Raw genomic sequence first — 24,954 nt, 5'->3', positions numbered from 1 at the left:
GAAATTTATAAATATTCTCAATAAGTTATTATGAATACGACCGTATTCTATCACTGCCGCCACTTTTATATCTATACGCCTAAAAAGCTAATTAGCAGTTTGCTATTTTACGGAGTGTCGCTTCAAATTCTGTATATCTCAGTCTCTCATAAAAAGCATCAGACTCGAACTTACCTCAAGAAGCCGGGGCACCTAATTTTGCGCTTACACAGCAGCTTGTAAAATGTGGTTTATACTTAGTCCGAGCTTAAGAGTAGTAATACGGATATTCGACTGCACGCAGCTGTGTTTTACAGAAAAACATAACCATACCGTTTATCTGCCATAAAACAGCTCGCAATAAGCATATTGAAGGGGGTAAGCCATGTTTTTGAATCGAATTTGGGGTTTGTATACACAGCCTAAAGTACAGTGGCACACGGTAGACCGCCAACATGAGAGTTTACGCTACAGCTTAATCCACTTAGCCGTGATCGCACTAATACCCACCATCTGCGCTTACCTTTCGACAACCATGATTGGTTGGAATTTTGGTACCACTAACAGCACCAATATTTTGCTCACACCTCAAAGCGCCTTAGCCATGGCGATAAGCATGTATGTGGGGTTAATTTTCGGCGTTTTCGCCCTCGCCTACCTTATTTTTTGGATGGCAAGCACCTTTGGTGCTAAACCAAGTTTTGCAAACAGCATAGAGCTTGCTGCCTATACGGCTACACCCTTATTTATGGCTGGTTTTGCTTTGTTCTACCCTGAGCCTATCGTGATCATGGTGGTGGGTTTGCTGGGCGTTGCCTACTCGGTTTACCTTTTGTATACGGGCATCCCTATCGTGATGCGTATTCCTGAAGATCGCGGCTTTATTTATGCAAGCTCGGTGATCACAGCAGCACTGGTACTGTTAGTCTGCCTGATGACGGCGACCGTATTAATTTGGAGTTGGGGCTTTGGCCCTATGTATATGAACTAACTGACTATATGAACGAAATGGTGTTCATCATTAATAAAAAAGGGGCCTTAATGGCCCCTTTCTATTAGCTCACCCGCTGATTAATCAGGCTTCGCCTTCGTTATACATCGCCAAATGCGCGTCATCTTGGCAGTCTGCATGCTTAACGTTATCGTTGCGTAACGCATTTTGCTCATCTAAATAAGCTTGGTCCACATCTTGCGTCACGTACTCGCCGGTAAAGACTGAGGTTTCAAAGTGACGCAGCTCAGGATTAAAGTGGCGCACTGCATCTTCGAGGTCTTCAAGCTCTTGAAAAATCAGCCCATCTGCACCTATTAATTGACAGATTTCGTCAACTTCGCGGCCATAGGCAATCAGCTCATTCACCGATGGCATGTCGATGCCATACACATTCGGGAAGCGAATTTCTGGTGCGGCTGAGGCAAAGTAAACTTTTTTCGCCCCCGCTTCGCGGGCCATTTTAATAATCTGCTCTGAGGTGGTGCCCCTTACTATTGAATCATCAACTAGCAGCACATTTTTGCCGGCAAACTCAGAATGTATGGCGTTGAGTTTACGGCGCACCGATTGCTGACGTTGCAGCTGGCCGGGCATAATAAAGGTACGGCCAATATAGCGATTTTTTACGAAGCCTTGGCGATAAGGCAAGTCCAGATTATGCGCAATTTCCAACGCAATATCGCACGAGGTTTCGGGAATGGGGATCACCACATCAATATCGAAGTCTTCCCACTCACGGGCAATTTTTTCGCCGAGTTTCTGGCCCATGCGCGCTCGCACCGCATACACAGACACTTTATCAATAAAAGAGTCAGGACGCGCAAAGTACACATATTCAAAAATACAAGACTGATGCTGAGGCTCATCGGCACATTGCTGGGTAAACAGCTCACCTTGCTGAGTAATGTAAATGGCTTCACCGGGGGCTACGTCGCGGATCAGATGAAAACCCACCGCATTGAGCGCCACACTTTCTGAGGCCACCATATACTCAACACCACCCTGCTCACAGTCACGCTTGCCGAGCACTAAAGGTCTAATACCGTTAGGGTCACGAAACGCCAGCATGCCATGGCCAATAATAACGGCGACCACCGCATAGGCACCGCGCACTTTTTTGTGCACAGAGCTAATAGCGGCAAACACATGACTGGGTTCTAGATGCAGATCGAGAGTCTGTTGATCGAGCTCATGAGCGAGGACATTGAGCAAAATTTCAGAATCTGAGGTGGTATTGATGTGGCGACGCGCCACGCGAAACTGTTCTTCTTTTAGCTCGCGAGCGTTAGTCAAGTTGCCATTGTGCGCCAAGGTAATGCCAAAGGGGGAGTTGACATAAAAAGGCTGGGCTTGGGCCACACTGCTGCTGCCTGCAGTTGGGTAACGTACATGGCCAATACCAACGTTACCAATTAAACGCGCCATGTGTCGCTCTTCAAACACTTCGCGTACTAGGCCATTGGCTTTGCGTTGGCGCAACGTGTCACCAGCAATGGTCACTATGCCTGCGGCGTCTTGACCTCTGTGTTGCAGTACAGTTAAGGCGTCATAAAGCGCCTGATTTACTGGAGTCGTACCTTGAATACCGACAATCCCACACATGTATTCATTTCCTCAATTCATTATGGCTTGGGGGGTAAAAAGCTGGATGAATTTTGCACCAGGCTGAAGAACCACTGGATAACAATACCAAATTCGGGAATTAACACAGACTGTTGCCACCACAGACTATGAGAAAATCCGGTCATGGTATCGATAAAAAACAATAACGCGGCCACGATCAAGACACCGCGAACGGCACCAAAACACACGCCAAGCACCCGATCAGTGCCCGACAGGCCAGTTTTATCGACTAACTGACCCACAATATAATTGATGAGTGCGCCTAAAATGAGGGTTAATACAAACAGGACGGCAATGGCGGTGCCGTTGCGTATCAGGGGATCTGAGATATCGAGCAGAGCGCTAAGATCAGCATAAAATTGACTAGCAACGAAGAACGCCGCCAACCAGGTAGCCAGTGACATGGCTTCTTTTACGAACCCTCTGACTAAGCTTACGACTGCTGACAGGGCAATAATACCCAGAATTACAAAGTCTATCCAAACCATCATTTGTTGCCGAGGACCTCGTTAAGGGGCTGTATTCTACCAAAGGAGAATGACAAAAAGCGAAATAAAAACGGATAAATATTCTTCAACATCAAACTATTCTCTTGCTCGCCCTCGTTAAATAAAAAAGGTTCGGCGCAGTGACCCACGCCGAACGCCTCTTGGTGATTATCTGACTAACGTAACAAAATAATCTGTCTAACAGGTCAACTTACAGGCCGTTATAAAAAGTAGCGGCACCTGGCCCCACTGGCAGGCCGAATACAAAGACCCACAGAAAGAATAACAAGCTCCATCCTAACAAAAATACTATCGAATAGGGCAGCATCATGGCCATCAGCGTGCCTATACCTAAGTCTTTCTTATACCGAGCCGCCACCGCCATAATCAAGCCAAAGTAGCTCATCATGGGGGTAATAATATTGGTGGTGGAGTCACCAATGCGGTACGCCGCTTGGATCACTTCCGGCGAGTAGCCCACCAGCATCAGCATGGGCACAAAAATAGGGGCCGTTACTGCCCACTGGGCAGAGGCCGAGCCCAGCATCAGATTAATAAAGCCGCACAGTACGATAAAGCACATCATCAGCAAAGGACCGGTCAGGCCAATGTTTTGTAAGAAGGTAGCGCCCTGCACTGCTACCACGGTACCAAAATTGGTCCAGCTGAAAAACGCCACAAACTGCGCCGCAAAAAACACCAACACTATGTACATACCCATAGAGCTCATGCTTTTCGACATGGCATCAATCACATCACGATCGCTTTTCATGGTGCCCATCATGCGGCCATATACAAAACCGGGAATGGCAAAGAACACGAAAATAAAGGCTACTATGCCCTGTAGAAACGGGGAGCCGGCGATCTCACCCGTGACCGGATGACGCAGCACACCGTTTTCGGGCACTACGGTCAGCGCCAGTAACCCACACACCACCAGCGCAGCCAGACCCGCCCCTTTAAGGGCGCGTTTCTCCGCCGGAGTCACCCGTCCCATGCCGGTCATATCGAGATCACCTGCGGCGTCGGCCTCATTATATTTACCCAGCTTAGGCTCGACGATTTTCTCGGTAACAAAGGCGCCTAACGCAGCAATAACAAAGGTACTCACAAACATGAAGTACCAGTTTACTTCTGGCCCCACCACATATTCGGGATCAATGATGTTCGCCGCCGTTTGCGTGATACCCGACAACAAGGGGTCCACCGTGCCCAAGAGCAAGTTAGCACTGTAGCCACCCGACACACCGGCAAACGCCGCCGCTAAACCTGCCAAGGGGTGGCGCCCCAATGAATGGAAGATCATCGCCGCCAGCGGGATCAGTACCACGTAACCCAACTCTGACGCCGTGTTAGAGACTATCCCCGCAAATACTACGGTAACGGTCACCATGCGTTTGGACGCATTCATCACCAAACCGCGCATCGCAGCAGACAAGAGACCAGAATGCTCGGCAATGCCTACGCCCAGCAGCGCGACCAGTACTGTGCCCAAGGGGGCAAAGCCGGTGAAGTTGCTCACTAGGCTGCCCACAATACGCGCCAGACCTTCGCCATTTAGCAAGCTCACCACCTGGATCATGCCATCAGCGGCGCGTCCCGCGACACCTTCCGGGCGAGGGTCAGCCACACTCAATTCAAAATATCCGGCAATACCCGATGCAATTAAAATAACGGCACAGAGAATGGCAAACAAGGTTATGGGATGGGGCAATAAATTGCCTAACCATTCTACGGTATCCAAAAAGCGGGTAAATCCACCTTTTTTCTCAGCCCCACTTTTGGGAGCGCCTTTATATTCAGTTGAACGCGACGTCATGTCTTTCTCTCCATCAAACCAAGCATCTGGCATAGCCAGACAAATAGATAAGGCAACCACCAACCGAATTAACAGATGATAAAACCACCTGAAACCTTCCAGCCGAATGGTTCTGCTAGAACACCAAAAAATATTGGTGGATTATACACAGAGAGGGAGACTCATCAATGGCATATGATACTGAATTGTTACATTTTTATGAATAATATGACTACCGTCAGGTAAATTCATGAAACTATTGTGTGTTTTCGGTTTAGTCACACGCCGTAATGCGAGTTACAATGGGCTTTTATTGGTACCTGATTACGTATGAACCTCAGCCATAATGCACCCTGTTTCGGTTTGTTCTTTGTAGCTGCCCCGTCTCTTCGGCGAAGAGGACTTCGGCAGGCCAGCTCTGCTGGCTGTTACTGAGGTTTAGATTTAAACCAAAACACCAAACCGGGCCGAATAAATTGGCCCCTACAAGGTCAAAATACCAAAATGAGCCTCATATTCTTACCGAAGAGGCGGAGCCTCACTGTAACCTATTGAATTAATTGATACTGAATTCACTGAAACATAGCTGAGCTTTGTGGGTAATCAGGTACCATTAAGTAAACGCATGTCAGGCCGCGTTAGCTGTCCGTCTTAGCAAGTACTGCAGTACCAAGCTACAAACGTCAAAAAGCCGCCCGTCCCAACATAATATGCGGGACGGGCGGCTTTTTTTATGCAGAGATTAAGCGCGCAATTAACCGATAAACTGCAAACCACCCATATACGGCTGCAAGATCTCAGGTACCGCAATGCGGCCATCTGCCTGCTGATAATTCTCTAATACCGCGACTAGCGTACGACCCACGGCCAGTCCCGAACCATTCAATGTGTGCAGCAGCTGTGGCTTACCATCAGTACCACGCACCCGCGCTTGCATACGGCGCGCCTGAAAATCACCGCAGTTAGACACTGAAGAAATTTCGCGGTAAGTATCTTGCGCCGGCAACCAGACTTCTAAGTCATAGGTTTTAGCGGCACTAAAGCCCATATCACCGGTACATAGCGCCATCACGCGATATGGCAGCTTTAAGCCTTGCAGCACTTTTTCCGCGTGGCCGACCATTTCTTCTAAGATGTCCCACGAGGTATCAGGGTGCACTAATTGCACCATTTCTACTTTATCGAATTGATGCATGCGCACTAAACCACGGGTGTCGCGGCCATAAGAGCCGGCCTCGGAGCGAAAGCACGGCGAGTGGGCGGTAAATTTCAGCGGTAATTGATTGGCATCAAAAATTTCATCACGGCCAATGTTGGTCAGCGGCACTTCAGAGGTCGGGATCAGTGAGAAACGGCGCACTTTGCCTTCTTCATCGCCCTCGCCTTCGATGGCGGTATGGAATAAATCGGCAGAAAACTTTGGTAACTGACCGGTACCAAACAAGCTATCACTGTTCACCAAGTACGGCACGTAACACTCAATGTAACCGTGCTCTTGGGTATGTAAATCCAGCATATATTGCGCCAAGGCACGATGCATACGAGCGATTTGGCCTTGCATGATCACAAAGCGGGAACCTGATACTTTAACCGCGCCTTTAAAATCCAAGCCCGCTAACGCTTCACCCAGCGCCACGTGATCTTTGGGTTCAAAATCAAAGTTTGGCAACTCGCCCCACAAACGCACTTCAACGTTTTGGTCTTCATTCTTGCCAACCGGTACCGACTCATGAGGCAGGTTAGGCAGTGCAGCACTAAACGCTTCAATGTCATTAAGTAACTTATCCAGCTCAACTTTACAGCCGTCTAGCTCATCATTAATGTTTGAAACTGCCGCCTTTAAGGGGGCAATGTCTTCGCCATTACGCGCCGCCAAACCAATGGCTTTGGAGCGGGCATTACGATCGGCTTGTAACTCTTGAGTACGGGATTGCAAGGACTTGCGCTGTTCTTCGAGGTTATTAAACACAGAAATGTCGAGCGTAAAGCCACGGCTTGCCAGCCGCGCTGCCGTGTCGGCGATGTCGCCGCGCAGGTATTTGGAATCCAGCATGAGTTACCTTATTAAATGCGAGGGTGTGCAAGAGCCATCGAGACTATGCTCGGGTGAGTCTAGCAGCACGGAAAATTAACATTGTTAAACTAGGTTAAGTTTAACAGCCCCTCGCCTGCGAGCCAACTAAGGTCTATGGCTCTTTTACCGCTAGCCGCCCGCTTGTTGGTCAAGGTTTTTCAAATAATCGAGCTTGGCTTTTATCTTCTGCTCAAAACCGCGCTCATTAGGCTGATAATATTGTCGGCCAGCAATGGCATCGGGCAAATAGGTGGCACCCGCCGCATAGGCCCCCGGCTCATGGTGGGCATAACGATACTCGGCGCCATGCCCCAGCTCTTTCATTAACTTAGTGGGGGCGTTACGCAGATGCATGGGCACCTCAAAATCTGGCAGTTCTTTGGCATCTTTTAACGCTTGGTTCCACGCGGTGTAAACCGCATTACTCTTGGGCGCACAGGCTAAATAAATAATGGCTTGCGCAATGGCGCGCTCCCCTTCAGCAGGCCCCACCCGCGTAAAGCAATCCCAAGCTGCCAGTGCTACGTCCATGGCTTTAGGATCGGCAAGCCCTATGTCTTCTGAGGCGATGGCCAACAAGCGACGGGCAATATACAAAGGGTCACAGCCGGCACTCACCATACGCGCATACCAATATAAACCAGCATCGGGATTAGAGCCGCGAATTGACTTATGAATCGCCGAAATTAAATCGTAATACAGGTCGCCTTGATTATCAAAACGCGCCAGTCGCTCGCCGGTCACTTCCGCCAACAAGCTCAAGTCGACTCGGCATTGCCCCTCCACAGATACGGCCATGTCCGATAACAGCTCAAGATAGTTCAACGCTTTGCGACCATCACCGTCCACCAATTGCGCCAAGGCGCTTTGTACGCCTTCCTCTAGCACAATATGTCGCTCTACCAAGATGGAGTCGTCGCTTAGCGCCTGCACGATCATTTGCTCGATGGCAGCAGGCGCTAAACGCTTCAGCAAATAAACGCGCGCGCGCGACAGCAAAGCGTTATTGAGCTCAAACGAGGGGTTTTCGGTGGTGGCACCAATAAAGGTGACGGTACCGTCTTCAATATGGGGCAAAAATGCATCTTGCTGAGATTTATTAAAGCGGTGTACTTCATCAACAAACAAGATAGTGCGCCGACCTGCTAACTTATGTTCGCGGGCGCGCTCGATGGCGGCGCGAATTTCTTTTACACCGGAGGTCACCGCGGAGACCCGCTCCACTTCGGCATCACAATACAGGGCTATCAACTCAGCCAGCGTGGTTTTGCCGGTACCCGGCGGGCCCCACAAAATCATGGAGTGGCAGTGTCCGGCTTCCAGAGCTCGGCGCAGTGGTTTATCCGGCCCTAAAATATGGTCTTGGCCCAGATATTGCTCTAAGCGTTGCGGACGCATGCGCGCGGCTAACGGGCGAAAGTCATCTTGTTCAAAGTCGAGACTCAAGGTGCTCATCATTCATCTCCACAAAAATGGCAACAGATCCAGCACTCGGCCAGCAGCCTTTAGCAACGCGGCGGGCCTAATATGAGTAACACTGTGGGCCTAACGGGGTCTCTATAGAGGGGGAAGTGTAAAGGCTGACGCCTGAGGGGTAAAGCTGAGCGCGTTGGTACGCAGAGTTGGCCCAATAGCACGGCAAAAAAATACCGAGCTGCTTGAGCTCGGTATTCTCTATTTACTTAACGCTTGGCGCTTAATATTTAGCGTTGATCATCAACCATCACGCCTTTTGGCGGCGTAAAGGTAAAGCTGGTGTTGCTTACCTTAGGCTGAGTGTTGATATTTTTTAAGGTGAAATCACTGCGCTGACCGCCTGACTCCAACACACTGAAACGTTCAATGCGATTTCTCGCATCAAAGCGCAGACTAAACTGGCTGATCAGCTCGCTGGGATCTTTACTGGCCACGATAAAATCTGCACCTTGGCGCGTCACTTCATAATCCTGCCAGCGTTTGCCATCACGACCGGCAATCAATAAGAAAGGCGTGTTCTGAATCGCTTGCTCCAGTGGCGCTATGCTCACTTGCTCCACAAAAGGGTCATACATCCACACGCTTTTGCCGTTTGAAACAATCAAGCTCTCATCGGGGGACACTGTGTGCCAGCGAAACTGATCGGGTCGTGCCAACTGCATGGTGCCCTTGCCGGTTTGCATCGGCTTACCTTGCTCATCAAATACTTGCTGGCTGAAATCTGCAGAGAACTGGTTAAAGCTGGCCAGTTTTTGTTGTAAGTCAGACCTAGCATCGGCCAGTGCTACCGCACTCACCGACCAAATTAAAAAACCTATTGTCGCTAATTTCTTCATTTAATTGCGCTCCCTAACTGGCGGAGGTGCCAATACTTCACGTTGACCGCTACCCATAGGCGCACTCACAATGCCAAGTTGCTCCATTCGTTCGATTAAACGAGCGGCGCGGTTGTAACCAATCTTAAACTGACGTTGCACCCCAGAGATAGAGCCGCGGCGCGTCTCTACGACATAAGCTACCGCAGCATCAAACAAGGGATCCGGTGCATCGTCGCCCTCTTCCGCTACTTCTCCTGGTAATAAGCCTTCCGGGCCCACGTCACCACTTAAAATATCTTCGATATAATTGGGCTCGCCCCGCTCTTTCCATGCCGCTACTACCTTGTGCACTTCATGGTCATCCACGAAGGCACCGTGCACCCGCGTGGGCGTGCTATCACCGGCGGGTAAGTACAGCATGTCACCCATGCCTAACAAGGACTCAGCCCCTTGTTGGTCTAAGATGGTGCGCGAGTCTATTTTGCTCGACACCTGAAATGACATACGCGTTGGAATGTTGGCTTTAATTAAGCCGGTGATCACATCCACCGAGGGTCGCTGGGTAGCCAAAATCAGGTGAATACCTGCGGCACGGGCCTTTTGGGCAATACGCGCAATTAGCTCTTCTACTTTCTTACCGACTATCATCATCATGTCGGCAAATTCATCAATCACCACCACGATATGGGGTAGTTTTTCCAGTGCCGGCGGATAGGTATCCATAGACTGAGTTGGATCCCACAGTGGATCACGGATTGGCTCACCCGCATCAATCGCCTCTTGTACCTTGGTGTTATAGCCTTGCAGGTTACGCACCCCTACCGAAGACAACAGTTTATAGCGGCGCTCCATCTCACCCACACACCAGCGCAGCGCATTGGCCGCATCTTTCATGTCGGTGACCACTTCGGTGAGTAGATGCGGAATACCTTCGTAAACCGACAGCTCCAACATCTTGGGATCTATCATAATAAAGCGCACTTCTTCCGGCGTGGCTTTATATAACATCGACAAGATCATCACGTTCACGCCCACCGACTTACCGGAGCCGGTGGTGCCCGCCACTAATACATGGGGCATTCTCGCCAAGTTCACCACCACCGGCTCGCCGGCAATGTCTTGACCCAGCACCATGGTTAACGGATGTTGGCTATTTCTAAAGGCTTCGCTGTCGATTACCTCACGCAAATACACGGTTTCTCGGCGCGTGTTGGGCAATTCTAGGCCGATATAAGGCTTACCCGGGATAACTTCTACCACCCGCACGCTGATCGCTGACAATGAACGGGCCAAGTCACGATCTAGGCTGGCAATTTTACTCACCTTAATACCCGGCGCTAAGTCCAATTCAAAACGGGTGATCACCGGCCCCGGATACACGCCCACTACGTTGGCTTGTACGTTATAGTCCGCAAGTTTAGCCTCAACTAAGCGTGCAATGCGTTCTAACTCTGCCTCACTCACCGTATGCTGGCGCGGCTTGGGTAAATCCAGTAACTCAAACGAAGGTAAAGGGCTAACACTGCGTTGCGCTCTAGGCGGCACAGCTGCCACCCGTGTGGCAGGTGCATGAGGCACAGCTTCATCATCTTTTAACCAAGGCAAATCCAGCTCCTCGTCGTCTTCTGGCCAGCCATTCGCTTGCGCTAAGGTTGCCATAGGCTGCGCTGCGGGCGGTTGCATCGCCTGCGGGCGTGCTTGCGGCGCTGCTTGTTGAATCGGTGATTGTTGAGTAGGTGCTGCTGCTTGCTGCGGCACACGAGCAGGCTTATTGACACTCGCAGCCGCTAAAAAATCTTCCGCATCCAGAAAATCATCGGTGTCCATAAAGTCATCCGCCGCCATCGAGCTGGCCGCCTCTAAGTCCACATCTGGTTCATGGTTGGCATTAAACACCGGCTCTTTACGCATCGGTGGCGCCTTCTTTTGCAGTAAAGCACGCTTAGGTGCAGCTGGCAGAGGTGCCATCAGCGGGTCGTCTTGCTCATATTCACGGCCAGCTTGCGGGACGTAATCTGCTTCGTCAGCGGTGCCACTCAAGCGCTCTTTAAACCGGCGCCAGCTCACAAAGCCTGAACTGGAATCGGAGTCTTCTGCGGTGGTATTCGCCGACTCAGGGCCCGTCACTGATTTGCCGGAGCTTTGCGTCGAGCTGGTCGTTGCCGCCAGTGGCACATTTTCCTGTGAACCACGTAAATTACTTTGCCAGTCGACGATACGCTGCGGCACTTGACTTAATAACTGCGGCGCATTGACCACACCGGCCCCGAGGCGCTCCACAATCAGCAACCAAGACCAACCGGTAAAAAAGGTAACGCCAGTGGCAAAGCCACACAACAGCAATAAAGTGGTGCCCAGTGAGCCAAAGACAGGGGCGATGGCCGAGGCCAACATGTCGCCAATTAAGCCACCGGATGAAAAGTAGTAAATGTTGCCCAAGTTCATGCTGGCCAAGGTTAAGACACTCAGCAGCAGCATTAAAAATCCGATAATGCGCAGGCTTAAGGTTAAGTAACAAATGTCACTTAACGCCCTTGGGCGCCATAAGGTTAACCAGCCAATCAGCACCATAAACAACGGCACCGCATAAGCTGAAAAGCCAAAAGAGAACAGCAAAATATCGGCCAACCAAGCACCGGCAGGACCGGCGGCATTACGAATTTCTCCGCCCCACGCAGTTTGTGACCAGCCCGGATCCGAGGGGTGATAAGACACCAAGGACAACATCATGAAGATCGCCAATAAAATAATGGTGATCAACCCGGCCTCAAACAGGCGCTGTAAACCAGACATGGGAGTAAACAGCTTTTTCTCCGCCAAACGCCCGCTCCTCACTTTTAAGTTATTCATACAATCAATGGCTGGGCTGCGACAAATAAGGTCGCCAGAGACTCAAACGACAAACGAGCGGCCAAGGCCGCTCGCAGAATCTGAGTTTATGATCAGCTCGCTTCGATAAAAATACCAGAGCCGAACCCATTAGCACAGCTTAACGGGTATTTATCACCAGACGATTGCTTTGCTTGACCTCTTCCATCACCACATAGGTGCGAGTGTCATTCACGCCTGGCAAACGTAACAAAGTTTCGCCCAACAACTTACGATAAGCCGACATATCAGCCACGCGCGTTTTCAATAGATAGTCAAAATCGCCGGATACCAAATGGCATTCTTGAATTTCTTCCAGCTTTTGTACCGCATCATTAAACTCATCAAACACATCAGGAGTGCCACGGTTAAGTGTAATCTCTACAAACACCAGCAAAGAGGCGTCTAAATACTGCGGATTAAGAATAGCAGTATAGCCTTCGATGTACCCTTGGCGCTCTAAACGACGCACGCGCTCTAAGCACGGCGTGGGGCTAAGCCCCACCCGCTTAGACAGCTCAACGTTAGAGATACGGCCGTCTTGCTGCAGCTCGTTTAATATATTGCGATCTATTCGGTCGAGATCTTTGGCCGGTCTACTGTTCAAATCCAACACTTCATCCATCCTTTGACTCATTATCGATATATTCCACTGTGAATAGTCTGACTGCATGGCACAAAACGGCAGGCTAATATTGGATTCAGTCTGCCTTTAGCAGCACTGTATCTCCTGGTCACCCAGCAGGTGCCGTCGCCATCTCGCAATGTAGAAAACAGATAAATACATAGAAAAAGCGATTATCTATTACAGCATATCTTTCAGTATCTTAACATGCTAAGTAGCTAACAGATAGCATATACGTTTGTTTTACCTCTAAAATAACCATTTAACAACTGTTTTATCCGTTCAACTCGCTTTCATCAGCCACAGGGCATTAGCTCAACAAATAAGCCGCCATTGATATAATTAACTATTTCAGCACCAATAACAGCTTTATTGGTCAAACAATCCACTTTATTACTGTTTATTGCGCATTAACTTATTAATGATATTCAAGCGAGGCTTAATTTTTAGTTATATTGCATAACTATTCGTTCTAACCCGAACTACCGGTCGCTCTAACTCCAGCTTGCCGATTGCAGTAGCATCGTCTACGCCCTTTGGCGGCTTAGCGCTAGTCTCGCTGCACAGAGCGGCCAGCTGTGGTACTTTATTCCCTTTCGGCTATCCCCTACAATCGAGCCACTATTATCTGCCTACTCTCAGGTTGGAGAAACAAATGAGCCAAGCAAAACATGCAAAACTGCTGATCTTAGGATCCGGTCCTGCAGGATATACCGCCGCCGTCTACGCGGCCCGCGCCAACCTTAATCCCGTAATGGTTACCGGTATTCAGCAAGGTGGTCAGCTGACCACCACCACAGACGTGGAAAACTGGCCAGGCGATCCCGAAGGATTGACCGGCCCCGCCTTAATGGAGCGCATGAAGGCCCATGCAGAGCGCTTTGAAACAGAGATACTGATTGATCACATCAACAGTGTGGACTTAAGCCAGCGCCCATTTCAATTAAAAGGTGACAGTGTTACCTATAGCTGCGACGCGCTGATTATCGCCACCGGCGCCTCGGCTAAGTACTTAGGGTTACCTTCTGAAGAAGCGTTTCAAGGTCGCGGTGTCTCAGCTTGTGCCACTTGTGATGGTTTCTTCTACCGTAACCAAAAAGTCGCCGTGATTGGCGGCGGTAATACTGCAGTAGAAGAAGCTCTCTATCTGTCAAATATTGCCGCTGAAGTACATTTAGTGCACCGCCGTGACGAATTTCGCTCGGAGAAAATCCTTATTGACCGTTTAATGGACAAGGTTAATAACGGCAACATTATTCTGCATACTCACCGCACCCTAGAAGAAGTGTTGGGCGACAACATGGGCGTGACGGGTGTGCGCTTAAAAGATACCCAAACCGGTAGCGAAGAAGAATTAGCACTGGCTGGGGTCTTTATCGCCATCGGCCATCAGCCCAACACCAGCATGTTTATCGATCAGCTGGATATGGAGAACGGCTACCTTAAGGTGCAATCCGGTTTACAAGGCAATGCCACCCAAACCAGCATCGAGGGCGTATTTGCCGCCGGCGACGTGATGGATCATATCTATCGTCAAGCCATTACCTCAGCCGGCACCGGCTGCATGGCCGCGCTGGACGCCGAGCGCTACTTGGATGGCTTGAAGTAAGCGATTCAACACTAAGCTAGCAGCAAACAACGGCGCCCTAGATACGGCGCCGTTTTTGATCTGACACTGTGATGAGTGAAAAGTGAAGGGAGAATACAGCACCGAGCTAAACACAAAACAAAGACCAACCGCACCAACATTCACATATTGCACGATTGTAGAGGCCATCTTTAGTCGGCCGGTTTTACGCAGTAAAACTAAACAATATCCAACCGCGCCGCAGTCTGCGTATTGCACGAATCTAGGTACATACTTTAGCCGTGTAATCCGGCATAGCAGGTGCTGATGCACTAAGCCTAAAACCGTTCCGCCTTCGGCGAAATGCGAGAACAAGTGTTCGCCTACAAGCGCCCGCCCTAACCATCAAAATCCCTTTCAGATTTTATGCCTATTTTTCCGTGCATTCAGAATATTGAGGCTCAGCTTTTAGCTTGGTGCTGGGCGCTCGGCGCTGTATTCCTTCACTTCTACCGCTGACTCACCTGCGCGAGCGCTTCTTGTAAGGTGGGATAAAAAGATAACACCTCAGGAATGGGCTGTACGCCGGCGCGGGCCAAGGTTTTTAGCGGCTGAAATTGCACGTCGGCCACTATGACCTCAATATTTTGTTGCTGGCAGTGGGTGACAAAACCACTTAACGCCGCTTGGCCGCCTGCATCCAAAATAGACACGGCGTCTAGATACAAAATTACGCCCTTTTGCTCACGGCATAAACCGGCTAACTCGCTAAATACCCTATCGGCAGCGGCAAAAAATAACGGGCCGTTGATCTTATACACCGACCAGCCGACTGGCAGCGGCGAAGCACTAAATCGGCTGCTAGCTGAAATATCCGTCACCCGCGTCATCTCAGCAATATCGCGCATAAACAGCACGGCGGCCACCAAAATACCCGCTGTAATGGCAATCACCATATCGAATAAAATGGTCAGCGAGAAACAGGTAAAAAATACCAACACATCACCCACAGGCGCGGTTTTAATCAAGCGCAATGCCTTGTGTGCTTCACTCATGCTCCACGCCACCACCATCAATAATGCGGCCATGGCCGGCATGGGCACGTAGGCCAACATGGGTGCCAGCAAGACTAAGGCTGCCAATACCACCAGTGCGTGCACCATGCCCGACACCGGTGTTTGGCCACCGGCTTTAAAATTAGCCGCCGAGCGCGCAATGGCAGCAGTGGCGGTAATACCACCAAAAAGCGGCGCCACTATATTGCCGATACCTTGGCCTAACAGCTCGCTATTGGCGCTGTGACGCTTGCCCGTCATGCCATCTAACACTACGGCACAAAGTAGCGACTCAATCGCCCCCAGCATGGCGATAGCAAAGGCTGCGGGTAATAAGGCTTGCAGCAAGCTCCAATCCAGCACTAACACCCCACCATCGGGTCCGGGTTGCAGCCAAGGCCAAATAAACTGCGGCAACACCGGCGGAATGCCTTGCCCACTGCTGCCGTCTGCCAGCACATAACTAAACTGACTGCTAATGGTAGCTATCTCAAGCCCTTGGCTATTCAGTAACCAAGTGAGCACACTGGCCAAGATCACCGCCGGTAAATGGGCGGGCACACCAAGCTTTAGCTTGGGCCAGAGCAACATAATGGCCAACGTTAGCAAGGCGACTATCACGCTGGGCCCATAAAAATGAGGTACGGCGTGCACGAGAGCAGACACCTTGCTTAGATAATGCGCCGGCATCTGCAGCTCGGTCAGACCTAAAAAATCCTTTAACTGTAAGGTGGCAATCACCACCCCGATGCCGCCGGTAAAACCTAAGGTCACGGAAGCAGGAATATATTCAATTAAGCGCCCAAGACGGATCAGCGCCAAACCTATCAAGATTAATCCCGACATCACTGTGGCCAATAACAGGCCACCTAAGCCATATTGCTGGGCGATGGGATATAAAATCACCACGAAGGCGGCGGTGGGGCCTGAAATACTTAAGCGCGAGCCCCCAGTGAGCGCAATAATAAAACCGCCAATAATGGCCGTATAAAGTCCATATTGCGGTGCCACCCCACTGGCAATCGCCAACGCCATGGCCAGAGGAATAGCAATGATGCCCACCGTAATACCGGCTAATACATCTTTTAGTAAACGCTGGCGGCCATAGGGTTCCGATAAGCAACTTTCACGCAGCGCATGGCCAATCCGTAACGAAAACAAGTGTGCCCGATGCGCCATCCTAGCCTCCTAAATACACAATAACTATAAGGTTATCATTTAGAGTATATGCTCATTCATTATTCATTCAATGGTAATATAAGGCACAGTTTGAAACGCAACGCACAACAGCACAGCGCCCACCTAAAGTGCGTCAGTGAATTTATGAACACCTGCATAAAAATGACTCAAACTGGCGAAAGCACTTAAACAAGCACATTGATAAAGAGTAACGGTTAACGGCATGCTGACATTACTAGATAACAAATTGTGGTTCCCCCACCCTGACAAAGCGCTGCAAGACCCCAATGGTTTATTAGCCATTGGCGGTGATTTAAGCCCAGACCGACTGCTGCTGGCCTATAGCATGGGTATTTTCCCCTGGTTTGAAGAAGACCAGCCCTTGCTGTGGTGGTCTCCGGATCCCCGCGCCGTGATCGCCCCTGATGATTTGCATGTGAGTCGCAGCCTGGCAAAGCTTGCCAAACGCGCGCCTTATCGTTTGACCATCAATACCGCCTTTGCTGAGGTGATCCGCCATTGCCGCCAATTACGCGAGCATAAAGAAGGCACTTGGATCACCCGAGACATTGAAGCCGCCTATTGCCAACTTCATCAGGCGGGTCATGCCCACTCCATTGAGGTATGGCAAGGCGATACCTTAGTCGCCGGTTTGTATGGCATTAATCTTGGCCAGCTATTTTGTGGCGAGTCTATGTTCCATTTGGTCGATAACGGCTCTAAATTAGCCATGCTGGCGCTATGCCGCCACTTTAGCCGCTATGGCGGCACCTTAGTAGACTGTCAGCTGCCTAACCCGCATCTAATGAGCTTAGGGGTGCATACGTGGCACAGAGATGACTTCTTATCTAAACTGCAGGCATTACAACGCCTACCGCTGCGTGAAGGCTGTTGGCAACCGGGTGAATTAACATTATGAAAGAAGTGAACCTTAAGGTGGGATTAACTCCGCCTCACGCCTGCAGTTATTTACCTCAGCAACAAGAGCAATTATTGGTGCTGCTGGATAAAAACCGGCTTAACGCTCAAGATTACGAACAACTGCTCAGTGCTGGCTTTCGCCGCAGCGGCAGTGATATTTATCGGCCTCATTGTCAGGGCTGCACCGCCTGCCAATCGTTGCGCATTGATGTGGCGCACTTTGCGCCGACCCGTAGTCAAAAACGCATTGCCCGCAATAATCGCGATATAGAGATTACCGTCAGTGACAGCGACCATCCCGCATACTTTGAGCTTTATCAGCGCTATATTAATCAACGCCACCTTGACGGCGCCATGTATCCGGCCAGCCATGGCCAATATGAGGGCTTTGTGCTTTGTGATTGGTTGCCACCGACTTTTATTGAATTTAGGCTGGAGAAAAAGTTAGTGGCGGTGGCAGTCACCGACACCTTAAGCCAGTCGATGAGCGCCATGTACACTTTTTTTGAACCGGCGTTAGCGCACCGCTCACTGGGCACCTTTGCTGTGTTAACGCAGCTCAAGATAGCGCAAAAAACAGCCAAACAATGGCTTTATCTGGGTTATCAGGTGGATGAATGTGCAAAAATGAATTATAAACAACACTTCCGCCCCCATCAGCGACTCATTGCCGGAACTTGGCACGGGATGAAAGACTGAGCGGAAACTTTACAGTGAGGCCGAAATCTGCCATCATTTCGGCCGCTTTTATTGCCTGCGTTAACAAGAGGACTCAATGGCTAAAGAAGACAGTATTGAAATGCAAGGGACCATTTTGGATACCCTGCCGAACACTATGTTTCGCGTTGAGCTAGAAAATGGCCACGTGGTTACTGCTCACATCTCTGGCAAGATGCGCAAAAACTATATTCGTATCCTGACCGGTGACAAAGTTACCGTGCAGCTAACCCCATACGATCTGTCAAAAGGACGCATCGTCTTCCGCGCTCGTTAATCCGTTCGCCAGTGACACCCAAAGGTTAAAGGCTCATTACTGACGCCTGCTGTTTAACGTTTGGGTGCTTTGCTCACTTCTGTTCTGTTGGCCTGCGCCTCTTGAATAAAAATAGGCCCGCCCCTCGTTTAAGGTGGCGGGCCTATTGGCATTAAGTGGCTGTAAGCACAGCAGTGGCGTTAATGAGCCAAAGAGGCTTCCGACTGATAGTCAAAATGCAGTTTGTTGTCTTGCAAGGTGACCTTAACCGAGCCGCCAGCAACCAGTTCGCCAAACAGCAACTCGTTGGCCAGCGGCTTTTTCAGCTGTTCTTGTATCACTCGGCCCATGGGCCTTGCCCCCATCGACTTATCATACCCCTGCTCAGCTAACCAAGCTCTTGCGGGTTCGCTGACCTCCATCGATACGCCTTTCGCATCAAGCTGGGCTTGCAGCTCCACAATAAACTTATCCACCACCTGATAAATAACCGCCATATCCAAGTGGTTAAACCACATAATATGGTCGAGTCGGTTACGAAACTCAGGGGCAAAGGTACGGTTGATTTCAATCATGGCATCCGGACTATTGTCTTGCTCCTGAAAACCAATGGATTGGCGCACGGTTTGTTGTACGCCGGCGTTGGTGGTCATCACTAAAATCACATTGCGAAAATCCGCTTTGCGTCCGCTGTTATCGGTTAGCGTGCCGTTATCCATTACCTGCAATAACAGGTTAAACACATCCGAGTGCGCTTTTTCGATTTCATCAAGCAGCACTACCGCGTGCGGGTGCTTAATTACCGCATCGGTCAACAGACCCCCTTGCTCATAACCTACGTAGCCGGGCGGCGCACCAATCAAACGGGATACCGTGTGTGCTTCCATATACTCAGACATATCAAAGCGCACCAGCTCTATGCCCAGCACCCGCGCCAGCTGCTGAGTGACCTCGGTTTTACCCACACCTGTGGGCCCGGCAAACAAGAAGGAGCCAATGGGGCGCTTCTCGTTGCCAAGGCCTGAGCGACTCAAGCGAATGGCGTCGGTCAGTACTTCTATGGCCTTGTCTTGGCCAAACACTACCATCTTCAGCTTGGACTCCAGCGTCTTCAGGGCTTCTTTATCAGAGCTAGAGACAGACTTTTCTGGAATGCGCGCAATCTTGGCCACTATGGCCTCGATGTCACTCACGCCTATGGTCTTCTTGCGCTTAGAGGGCGGCAGCATGCGGATTCTTGCACCCGCCTCATCAATCACATCAATGGCCTTATCGGGCAAATGACGATCGTTGATGTATTTGGCTGATAGCTCCGCCGCCGCTTTAATGGCCGGAGTGGTGTAACGCACGTCGTGATGGGCTTCATAACGGCTTTTCAAGCCCATTAAGATTTTGGTGGTGTCTTCCACGGACGGCTCTGGAATATCGATTTTCTGAAAACGACGAGCCAAGGCACGGTCTTTCTCAAAAATCTGGCTGTATTCCTGATAGGTAGTGGAGCCCATGCAGCGAATTTGGCCGCTAGACAACATGGGTTTTAGAAGATTGGCCGCATCCAGCTGTCCACCAGAAGCCGCACCGGCACCGATAATGGTGTGAATTTCATCGATAAACAGAATCGCGCCTTTCTGTTTTTCAAACTGTTTAAGCAGCGCTTTAAAACGCTTCTCAAAATCACCTCGGTATTTAGTACCGGCCAACAGTGCGCCCATATCGAGGGAATAAATAATATTGTCGGCCATGATCTCCGGCACATCGCCATGCACGATACGATAGGCTAAGCCCTCGGCAATGGCGGTTTTACCCACCCCTGCCTCACCCACCAGCAGTGGGTTATTTTTACGGCGACGACACAACACTTGAATGGCACGACTCACCTCTTGCTCGCGACCAATTAAGGGGTCGATGCGACCGTCTTTCACCGATTGGTTGAGGTTAATCACAAAGCCTTCGGTTTGGTTGCTGGCCGCCTCTTCACTGCCATCGTCTTGGGATGAAGCTGCTTTATCTTCGGGCTGCTCGTCTTTACGCACCCCATGGGATAAGAAGTTCACCACATCTAAGCGGCTGATTTGAATTTTTTTCAGCAAGTAGGCCGCTTGTGACTCTTGCTCGCTAAAAATAGCAACCAGCACATTGGCGCCGGTAACTTCGGCGTTACCAGACGATTGCACATGAAAAACCGCGCGTTGTAAGACTCGCTGAAAACCCAAAGTAGGCTGGGTTTCAATCTCTACATCGCCAACCGGTAACAAGGGCGTGGTTTGCTCGATAAACAACTGCGTTTCGCGGCGCAACTGCTCAAGCTCAGCACCACAGGCGATTAACGCTTCTTTGGCTGCAGGATTATTCAACAACGCGAGTAGCAGGTGCTCCACCGTCATGAACTCGTGGCGAGCACGGCGCGCGTCATTGAACGCATCATTCAACGTGCTCTCAAGATCTTTGTTCAACATAGGCACCTCCCCTAAAAACTTCGGTGTCCCGTTGCGGCGGGTATTTACTTATTCTTGCTCCATGCTACACAACAACGGATGTTCATGTAGCCGGGCGTATTGGTTGACTTGTGCTACTTTGGTTTCTGCTATTTCTGCCGTAAACCGACCGCAGACCCCTTTACCTTGATAATGGACGGCCATCATAACTTGGGTGGCTTTATCCTCATCCATGGCGAAAAATCGCTGTAGCACCTCCACCACAAATTCCATGGGCGTGTAGTCGTCATTGTTCAAGATGACCTTGTACATAGGAGGGGGTTGCAGCGCAATTTCTTCCACCTCTTTGTCTTTTAATAGGTCACCATCAGTCTGATGCGTACTCCTGCTCATATCGTTACTCTAACCATCACTCTAAATCACAGTTCCTGATTGCGCTATGCCCTAGTTACTGACATTAACACCCTTAAAATCCACGGCCTTGGCTCGTATCGTACCCTCAGGATATCAGGAACTGTTTAGAGTGTCTTTCCTTCACACTAGCGCGTATGGAGTAGCTGTCAACTGTCTTAGTTCAGCATTGTGAAGCGCTAAACAAAGGCTTGACTCAGTTAAGCCTTTGTTTAAAGTGGACTTGCGTCACTATTGATTAAGGCAGGTATGCGCTTAATACTATAATGGTCGCACTCGGCAAAGCTTCACCTGTATTGAGATGCAGGTAGTAATAGCCCGGTAGTAAGGGGCAGCTAGTATAAGCAACGAGCATAGGCCGATAGTGACAGTGAATTTGTGGCCGAATACTCATCTGAGTAGTACGGCCCTAATAAACGAATCACGTTGTTTAGGATGTTTGAGCATAAGGGATGCAAGAGTATGACAACCGGTACGGTGAAGTGGTTTAATAATGCTAAGGGATTTGGCTTTATCTGCCCACAGGACGGCGGTGATGATGTGTTCGCACATTTCTCCACCATTGAGATGGATGGATATAGAACCCTCAAAGCGGGCCAGTTGGTACAATATAAAATTGAACAAGGCCCAAAAGGAAATCATGCAGTTAGCATTAGATCTGCGGGCGAATAATAATAAGCACGGATACTCAGTATCTCACGATCAAGGCGCTACGGCGCCTTTATTGTTTTTATACGTAAGGGTGAAAAGTGAGGGGTGCAGCGTGAAGAGAACGAGCCAAAGCCAAACATGCTGCTTTGCAGAACCACAGCGTGGGACTACAAAAAAAATTTCGCTGCGCGCCCCCGGCCGACTAAAGATGGCCTCTATAAAAGACGGGGTTGTGTGAACGTATAGTGTAAGGGGTAGCATTACGCCTTATTCGATTCATTTGTAAAGGAGATGGCCGTGATGAGTCATTCGCTGTTAGCGCCCGCCCTGTTCGACCCCGCTGAGCTCACGCTGCCTATCTGTAAAGCCATGTTAGCTGAACTGCAGCTCTGGCTAGAGAATCGCTTTAAAGCCGGTGACGACATCTTTGAGCTGGTGGTGACGCGCTCCCAGCACATGGACCAACTGCTTACCGGCCTTTGGCAACACATGGGCCTGGATAAAGACCTGGGGATTGCGCTCGTGGCCGTGGGCGGCTATGGCCGTGGTGAGCTGCACCCTTACTCAGATATCGACCTATTAATTCTCTGTGAAGACAGTGCCAATCAAGGGATCAATGAGCGGATCGGTCGCTTTATTACCATGCTGTGGGACTTGCGCCTCGAGGTGGGCCACAGTGTGCGCTCAGTGGCGCAATGTATTAGCCAAGGCGAGCAAGATCTCACCATCGCCACCAATCTGATTGAAGCGAGACTGGTAACCGGCTGTTACCATACTTTTGCCGAGTTAACCTCTGCCACAGAGCCGGATAAATTTTGGTCCAGCCAAGCCTTTTTTGAAGCCAAACGGCAAGAGCAAATTGCTCGCCATCAACAATATCAAGACACCAGCTATAAATTAGAGCCGGATATTAAATGCAGCCCCGGCGGTTTGCGCGATATTCAGACCATTAGCTGGGTTACCCGTCGCCATTTTGGTGCCACCACCTTGCATGAAATGGTCAGCCACGATTTTTTAACTCAAGACGAATATCTGGAGCTGCTCGATAGTCAGAACTTCTTATGGAAGCTGCGCTTTGCCCTGCACATGGCCACCCACAGAACCGATAATCGGCTGTTGTTTGACAGGCAGCGGGCCGTGGCTACCTCACTCGGATATGCGGGCGAAGGCAACGAGCCCATAGAGCAAATGATGAAGCGCTTTTATCAAACCGTGCGCCGTGTCCAAGAGCTCAACGAAATGCTATTGCAGCTGTTTGATGAAGCGATTCTCGGCCATATCGCCATGGATGTCAGAAACCTCACGCCTGAGTTTCGCCTGCGCGGTACCTTAATTGATGTGATCAACCCTGAATTATTTATGGCACAACCGGCGGCCATTATGCGGTTGTTTTATCACATCGCACTGCATCCCCAGATCACCGGTATTTATTCCAGCACGCTGCGTTTGCTGAGAGACGCACGGCGCGATTTACCCGGCTTCTTATGGGATCATGCCGAATGCCGACGCTTTTTTATGATGCTCATGCGCCATCATCAAGGCTGCGGCTTAGCCTTAACCTTGATGCATCGCTACGGTATTTTGGCCGCCTACCTGCCCCAGTGGCAAAAAATTGTCGGCCAAATGCAATTTGATATGTTTCATGCCTATCCGGTGGATGAACATACCCACCGTTTATTAAAAAATATTTATCGCTTTCATCATGGCGATGCCAAGCGTAGCCATCCCTTATGTTTCGATATTTGTAATCGCTTGCGCAAGCCTGAGCTACTCAACATAGCCGCCTTGTTTCACGATATTGCCAAGGGCCGTGGTGGTGACCACTCCGAGCTGGGCGCCATTGATGCTCAGGAATTTTGTGAATTACACCAACTAAGCAAGCCCGACACCCGTTTGGTGGTGTGGTTAGTGCGCCAGCATCTGTTGATGTCGGTCACCGCTCAACGCCGGGATATTTATGACCCAGAGGTGATCAGCGAGTTTGCCAGCCAAGTAAAAGATGAAATTCGACTCGACTATTTATATGCGCTAACGGTGGCGGATATTTGTGCCACTAACGATAATTTGTGGAATGACTGGAAAGGCAGCCTGCTGCGCGAGCTGTACTTCTCAACCCAAAAAGCCTTGCGCCAAGGGCTAGAGAACCCACCGGATCTGCGCTTAACGATTCGCGAAAACCAGCGCCAAGCACGCCAAATATTATTGCAACTGGACACCACAGAAGCGCAAATTAAACCCTTATGGGCGCGTTTTACCGCCGATTATTTTTTGCGTCATACCCCAGAACAAATTGCCTGGCACAGTCGCCATATTTTGGCTCACGCCGATAATCCTGGGCCCTTGGTGCAAATTAGCCAACAACCGGGACGTGGCGGCAGCGAGCTGTTTATTTATTGCCAAGACTCCCCAAACTTATTTGGCCGAGTGGCGGCGGCCTTGGATCAAAAAAATCTTAACATCCATGATGCGCAGATCATGACCTCAAAAGACGGTTATGCGCTGGATACCTTTATCGTGCTCGAGCCCGATGGCCAACCGGTCAGCGGCGACCGCCTTGCCGAGCTGTGTCAGCGCTTAACGGACACTCTAGAAAGCAGCCAGGCGCCGTTAATTCGTATTCGCCCGCCCTCGCGGCGCCATCGGGAGTTTACCGTGGCCACTGAGGTAAATTTTTTGCACCCAAAACGCACCCATAAACGCAGCCTAATGGAGCTGATAGCCCTCGATACCCCTGGCTTATTGGCGCGCATTGGTAATGTGTTTAGCCAACTGCAGTTAAATTTACACGCGGCAAAAATCACTACTATCGGCGAGCGCGTAGAAGACTTTTTTAGTCTAACCAATGCCGACAATCAGCCTTTAACAGAGCTACAACAGGCTGAGCTGCGCGTAAAAATAGTGGCGGAGCTCAAGCAAGTAGAGGCGGAATAACTCCGCCTACCGCCGTATGCCTTGTGTTGGCGCTTAACGCTCGCCGCTGGGTGTTGATTTGCAGCAAAAAACAACACGCTATCGGGTT

General features: G+C 50.1%; 18 protein-coding genes. 7 read left to right on the top strand and 11 right to left on the bottom strand.

Annotated elements, in window-relative coordinates; genetic code table 11:
• Nucleotides 1–364 precede the first annotated feature (364 nt).
• Nucleotides 365–970, top strand: coding sequence for a Yip1 family protein (locus CBP31_RS13480; protein WP_087038147.1), 606 nt, complete (start codon nt 365–367; stop codon nt 968–970).
• An 84-nt stretch (nt 971–1,054) separates the two neighbouring features.
• On the opposite strand, the gene purF is transcribed toward CBP31_RS13480, so the two are convergent.
• The 8 genes from purF to lrp form a co-directional block, all read right to left on the bottom strand.
• A complete protein-coding gene (gene purF / locus CBP31_RS13475; RefSeq protein WP_087038145.1) occupies nt 1,055–2,575 on the bottom strand; it encodes an amidophosphoribosyltransferase in 1,521 nt (506 codons plus the stop codon).
• Nucleotides 2,576–2,595: 20 nt separating this feature from the next.
• Nucleotides 2,596–3,084 carry a CvpA family protein gene (locus tag CBP31_RS13470; RefSeq protein WP_087038143.1) on the bottom strand — a complete coding sequence of 163 codons (489 nt, stop codon included), beginning with the start codon at nt 3,082–3,084 and terminating at the stop codon, nt 2,596–2,598.
• A gap of 211 nt (nt 3,085–3,295) precedes the next feature.
• The gene (locus tag CBP31_RS13465; protein ID WP_087038141.1) at nt 3,296–4,903 is read right to left on the bottom strand and encodes an AbgT family transporter; all 1,608 of its coding nucleotides are present in this window, start codon (nt 4,901–4,903) and stop codon (nt 3,296–3,298) included.
• Between the two features lie 733 nt (nt 4,904–5,636).
• A complete protein-coding gene (gene serS / locus CBP31_RS13460) occupies nt 5,637–6,935 on the bottom strand; it encodes a serine--tRNA ligase (RefSeq protein ID WP_087038137.1) in 1,299 nt (432 codons plus the stop codon).
• A gap of 150 nt (nt 6,936–7,085) precedes the next feature.
• Nucleotides 7,086–8,411: a replication-associated recombination protein A gene (locus CBP31_RS13455; protein ID WP_087038135.1), complete on the bottom strand. Its 1,326-nt coding sequence runs from the start codon at nt 8,409–8,411 to the stop codon at nt 7,086–7,088.
• 248 nt (nt 8,412–8,659) lie between these two features.
• Nucleotides 8,660–9,268 carry an outer membrane lipoprotein chaperone LolA gene (lolA, locus tag CBP31_RS13450; RefSeq protein ID WP_087038133.1) on the bottom strand — a complete coding sequence of 203 codons (609 nt, stop codon included), beginning with the start codon at nt 9,266–9,268 and terminating at the stop codon, nt 8,660–8,662.
• Nucleotides 9,269–12,070 (bottom strand): DNA translocase FtsK, encoded by a 2,802-nt coding sequence (locus CBP31_RS13445; protein ID WP_161492528.1) that lies wholly within the window; start codon nt 12,068–12,070, stop codon nt 9,269–9,271.
• A gap of 169 nt (nt 12,071–12,239) precedes the next feature.
• Complete coding sequence (gene lrp / locus CBP31_RS13440) at nt 12,240–12,755, bottom strand: leucine-responsive transcriptional regulator Lrp (RefSeq protein WP_456093783.1); 516 nt, start codon at nt 12,753–12,755, stop codon at nt 12,240–12,242.
• A gap of 643 nt (nt 12,756–13,398) precedes the next feature.
• Between lrp and trxB the strand changes: the two genes are divergently transcribed.
• On the top strand, nt 13,399–14,352 hold the full coding sequence (trxB, locus tag CBP31_RS13435) for a thioredoxin-disulfide reductase (protein ID WP_087038129.1): 954 nt from the start codon (nt 13,399–13,401) through the stop codon (nt 14,350–14,352).
• A gap of 467 nt (nt 14,353–14,819) precedes the next feature.
• Here the strand turns inward: trxB and dauA are convergent, their stop codons facing one another.
• On the bottom strand, nt 14,820–16,544 hold the full coding sequence (dauA, locus tag CBP31_RS13430) for a C4-dicarboxylic acid transporter DauA (RefSeq protein ID WP_087038127.1): 1,725 nt from the start codon (nt 16,542–16,544) through the stop codon (nt 14,820–14,822).
• A gap of 223 nt (nt 16,545–16,767) precedes the next feature.
• Here dauA and aat point away from each other — a divergent pair, with 223 nt between their 5' ends.
• The 3 genes from aat to infA all read left to right on the top strand — a co-directional run bounded on the left by aat (nt 16,768) and on the right by infA (nt 18,459).
• Nucleotides 16,768–17,463 (top strand): leucyl/phenylalanyl-tRNA--protein transferase, encoded by a 696-nt coding sequence (gene aat, locus CBP31_RS13425; RefSeq protein WP_087038125.1) that lies wholly within the window; start codon nt 16,768–16,770, stop codon nt 17,461–17,463.
• On the top strand, nt 17,457–18,164 hold the full coding sequence (locus tag CBP31_RS13420) for an arginyltransferase (protein ID WP_169713026.1): 708 nt from the start codon (nt 17,457–17,459) through the stop codon (nt 18,162–18,164). Before aat ends, CBP31_RS13420 begins: the two co-directional genes overlap by 7 nt.
• Before the next feature lie 76 nt (nt 18,165–18,240).
• Nucleotides 18,241–18,459 carry a translation initiation factor IF-1 gene (gene infA / locus CBP31_RS13415; protein WP_007419779.1) on the top strand — a complete coding sequence of 73 codons (219 nt, stop codon included), beginning with the start codon at nt 18,241–18,243 and terminating at the stop codon, nt 18,457–18,459.
• A gap of 179 nt (nt 18,460–18,638) precedes the next feature.
• Here infA and clpA read toward each other — a convergent pair whose 3' ends face one another.
• The gene (gene clpA / locus CBP31_RS13410) at nt 18,639–20,894 is read right to left on the bottom strand and encodes an ATP-dependent Clp protease ATP-binding subunit ClpA (protein WP_087038122.1); all 2,256 of its coding nucleotides are present in this window, start codon (nt 20,892–20,894) and stop codon (nt 18,639–18,641) included.
• A gap of 48 nt (nt 20,895–20,942) precedes the next feature.
• On the bottom strand, nt 20,943–21,266 hold the full coding sequence (clpS, locus tag CBP31_RS13405; RefSeq protein ID WP_087038120.1) for an ATP-dependent Clp protease adapter ClpS: 324 nt from the start codon (nt 21,264–21,266) through the stop codon (nt 20,943–20,945).
• A 480-nt stretch (nt 21,267–21,746) separates the two neighbouring features.
• On the opposite strand from clpS, the gene cspD reads away from it, so the two are divergent.
• Both cspD and glnD read left to right on the top strand, forming a co-directional pair.
• Entirely contained in the window at nt 21,747–21,956 is a 210-nt protein-coding gene (cspD, locus tag CBP31_RS13400; protein ID WP_087038118.1) for a cold shock domain-containing protein CspD, read from the top strand.
• A 279-nt stretch (nt 21,957–22,235) separates the two neighbouring features.
• Nucleotides 22,236–24,866: a bifunctional uridylyltransferase/uridylyl-removing protein GlnD gene (gene glnD, locus CBP31_RS13395; RefSeq protein WP_087038116.1), complete on the top strand. Its 2,631-nt coding sequence runs from the start codon at nt 22,236–22,238 to the stop codon at nt 24,864–24,866.
• Nucleotides 24,867–24,954: the final 88 nt, after the last annotated feature.

This window comes from Oceanisphaera profunda, assembly GCF_002157895.1.
Taxonomy (GTDB): domain Bacteria; phylum Pseudomonadota; class Gammaproteobacteria; order Enterobacterales; family Aeromonadaceae; genus Oceanimonas; species Oceanimonas profunda.
This window is presented reverse-complemented; position numbering and strand designations above follow the sequence as displayed.

Bases quoted from the DNA above. Each gene is read 5' to 3' on its own strand.
- dauA (WP_087038127.1), bottom strand. From the start codon at position 16,544: ATGGCGCATCGGGCACACTTGTTTTCGTTACGGATTGGCCATGCGCTG.
- clpS (WP_087038120.1), bottom strand. From the start codon at position 21,266: ATGAGCAGGAGTACGCATCAGACTGATGGTGACCTATTAAAAGACAAA.
- aat (WP_087038125.1), top strand. From the start codon at position 16,768: ATGCTGACATTACTAGATAACAAATTGTGGTTCCCCCACCCTGACAAA.
- lolA (WP_087038133.1), bottom strand. From the start codon at position 9,268: ATGAAGAAATTAGCGACAATAGGTTTTTTAATTTGGTCGGTGAGTGCG.
- purF (WP_087038145.1), bottom strand. From the start codon at position 2,575: ATGTGTGGGATTGTCGGTATTCAAGGTACGACTCCAGTAAATCAGGCG.
- infA (WP_007419779.1), top strand. From the start codon at position 18,241: ATGGCTAAAGAAGACAGTATTGAAATGCAAGGGACCATTTTGGATACC.
- CBP31_RS13465 (WP_087038141.1), bottom strand. From the start codon at position 4,903: ATGACGTCGCGTTCAACTGAATATAAAGGCGCTCCCAAAAGTGGGGCT.
- cspD (WP_087038118.1), top strand. From the start codon at position 21,747: ATGACAACCGGTACGGTGAAGTGGTTTAATAATGCTAAGGGATTTGGC.
- clpA (WP_087038122.1), bottom strand. From the start codon at position 20,894: ATGTTGAACAAAGATCTTGAGAGCACGTTGAATGATGCGTTCAATGAC.
- glnD (WP_087038116.1), top strand. From the start codon at position 22,236: ATGAGTCATTCGCTGTTAGCGCCCGCCCTGTTCGACCCCGCTGAGCTC.
- lrp (WP_456093783.1), bottom strand. From the start codon at position 12,755: ATGAGTCAAAGGATGGATGAAGTGTTGGATTTGAACAGTAGACCGGCC.
- trxB (WP_087038129.1), top strand. From the start codon at position 13,399: ATGAGCCAAGCAAAACATGCAAAACTGCTGATCTTAGGATCCGGTCCT.
- CBP31_RS13455 (WP_087038135.1), bottom strand. From the start codon at position 8,411: ATGAGCACCTTGAGTCTCGACTTTGAACAAGATGACTTTCGCCCGTTA.
- CBP31_RS13480 (WP_087038147.1), top strand. From the start codon at position 365: ATGTTTTTGAATCGAATTTGGGGTTTGTATACACAGCCTAAAGTACAG.
- serS (WP_087038137.1), bottom strand. From the start codon at position 6,935: ATGCTGGATTCCAAATACCTGCGCGGCGACATCGCCGACACGGCAGCG.
- CBP31_RS13470 (WP_087038143.1), bottom strand. From the start codon at position 3,084: ATGGTTTGGATAGACTTTGTAATTCTGGGTATTATTGCCCTGTCAGCA.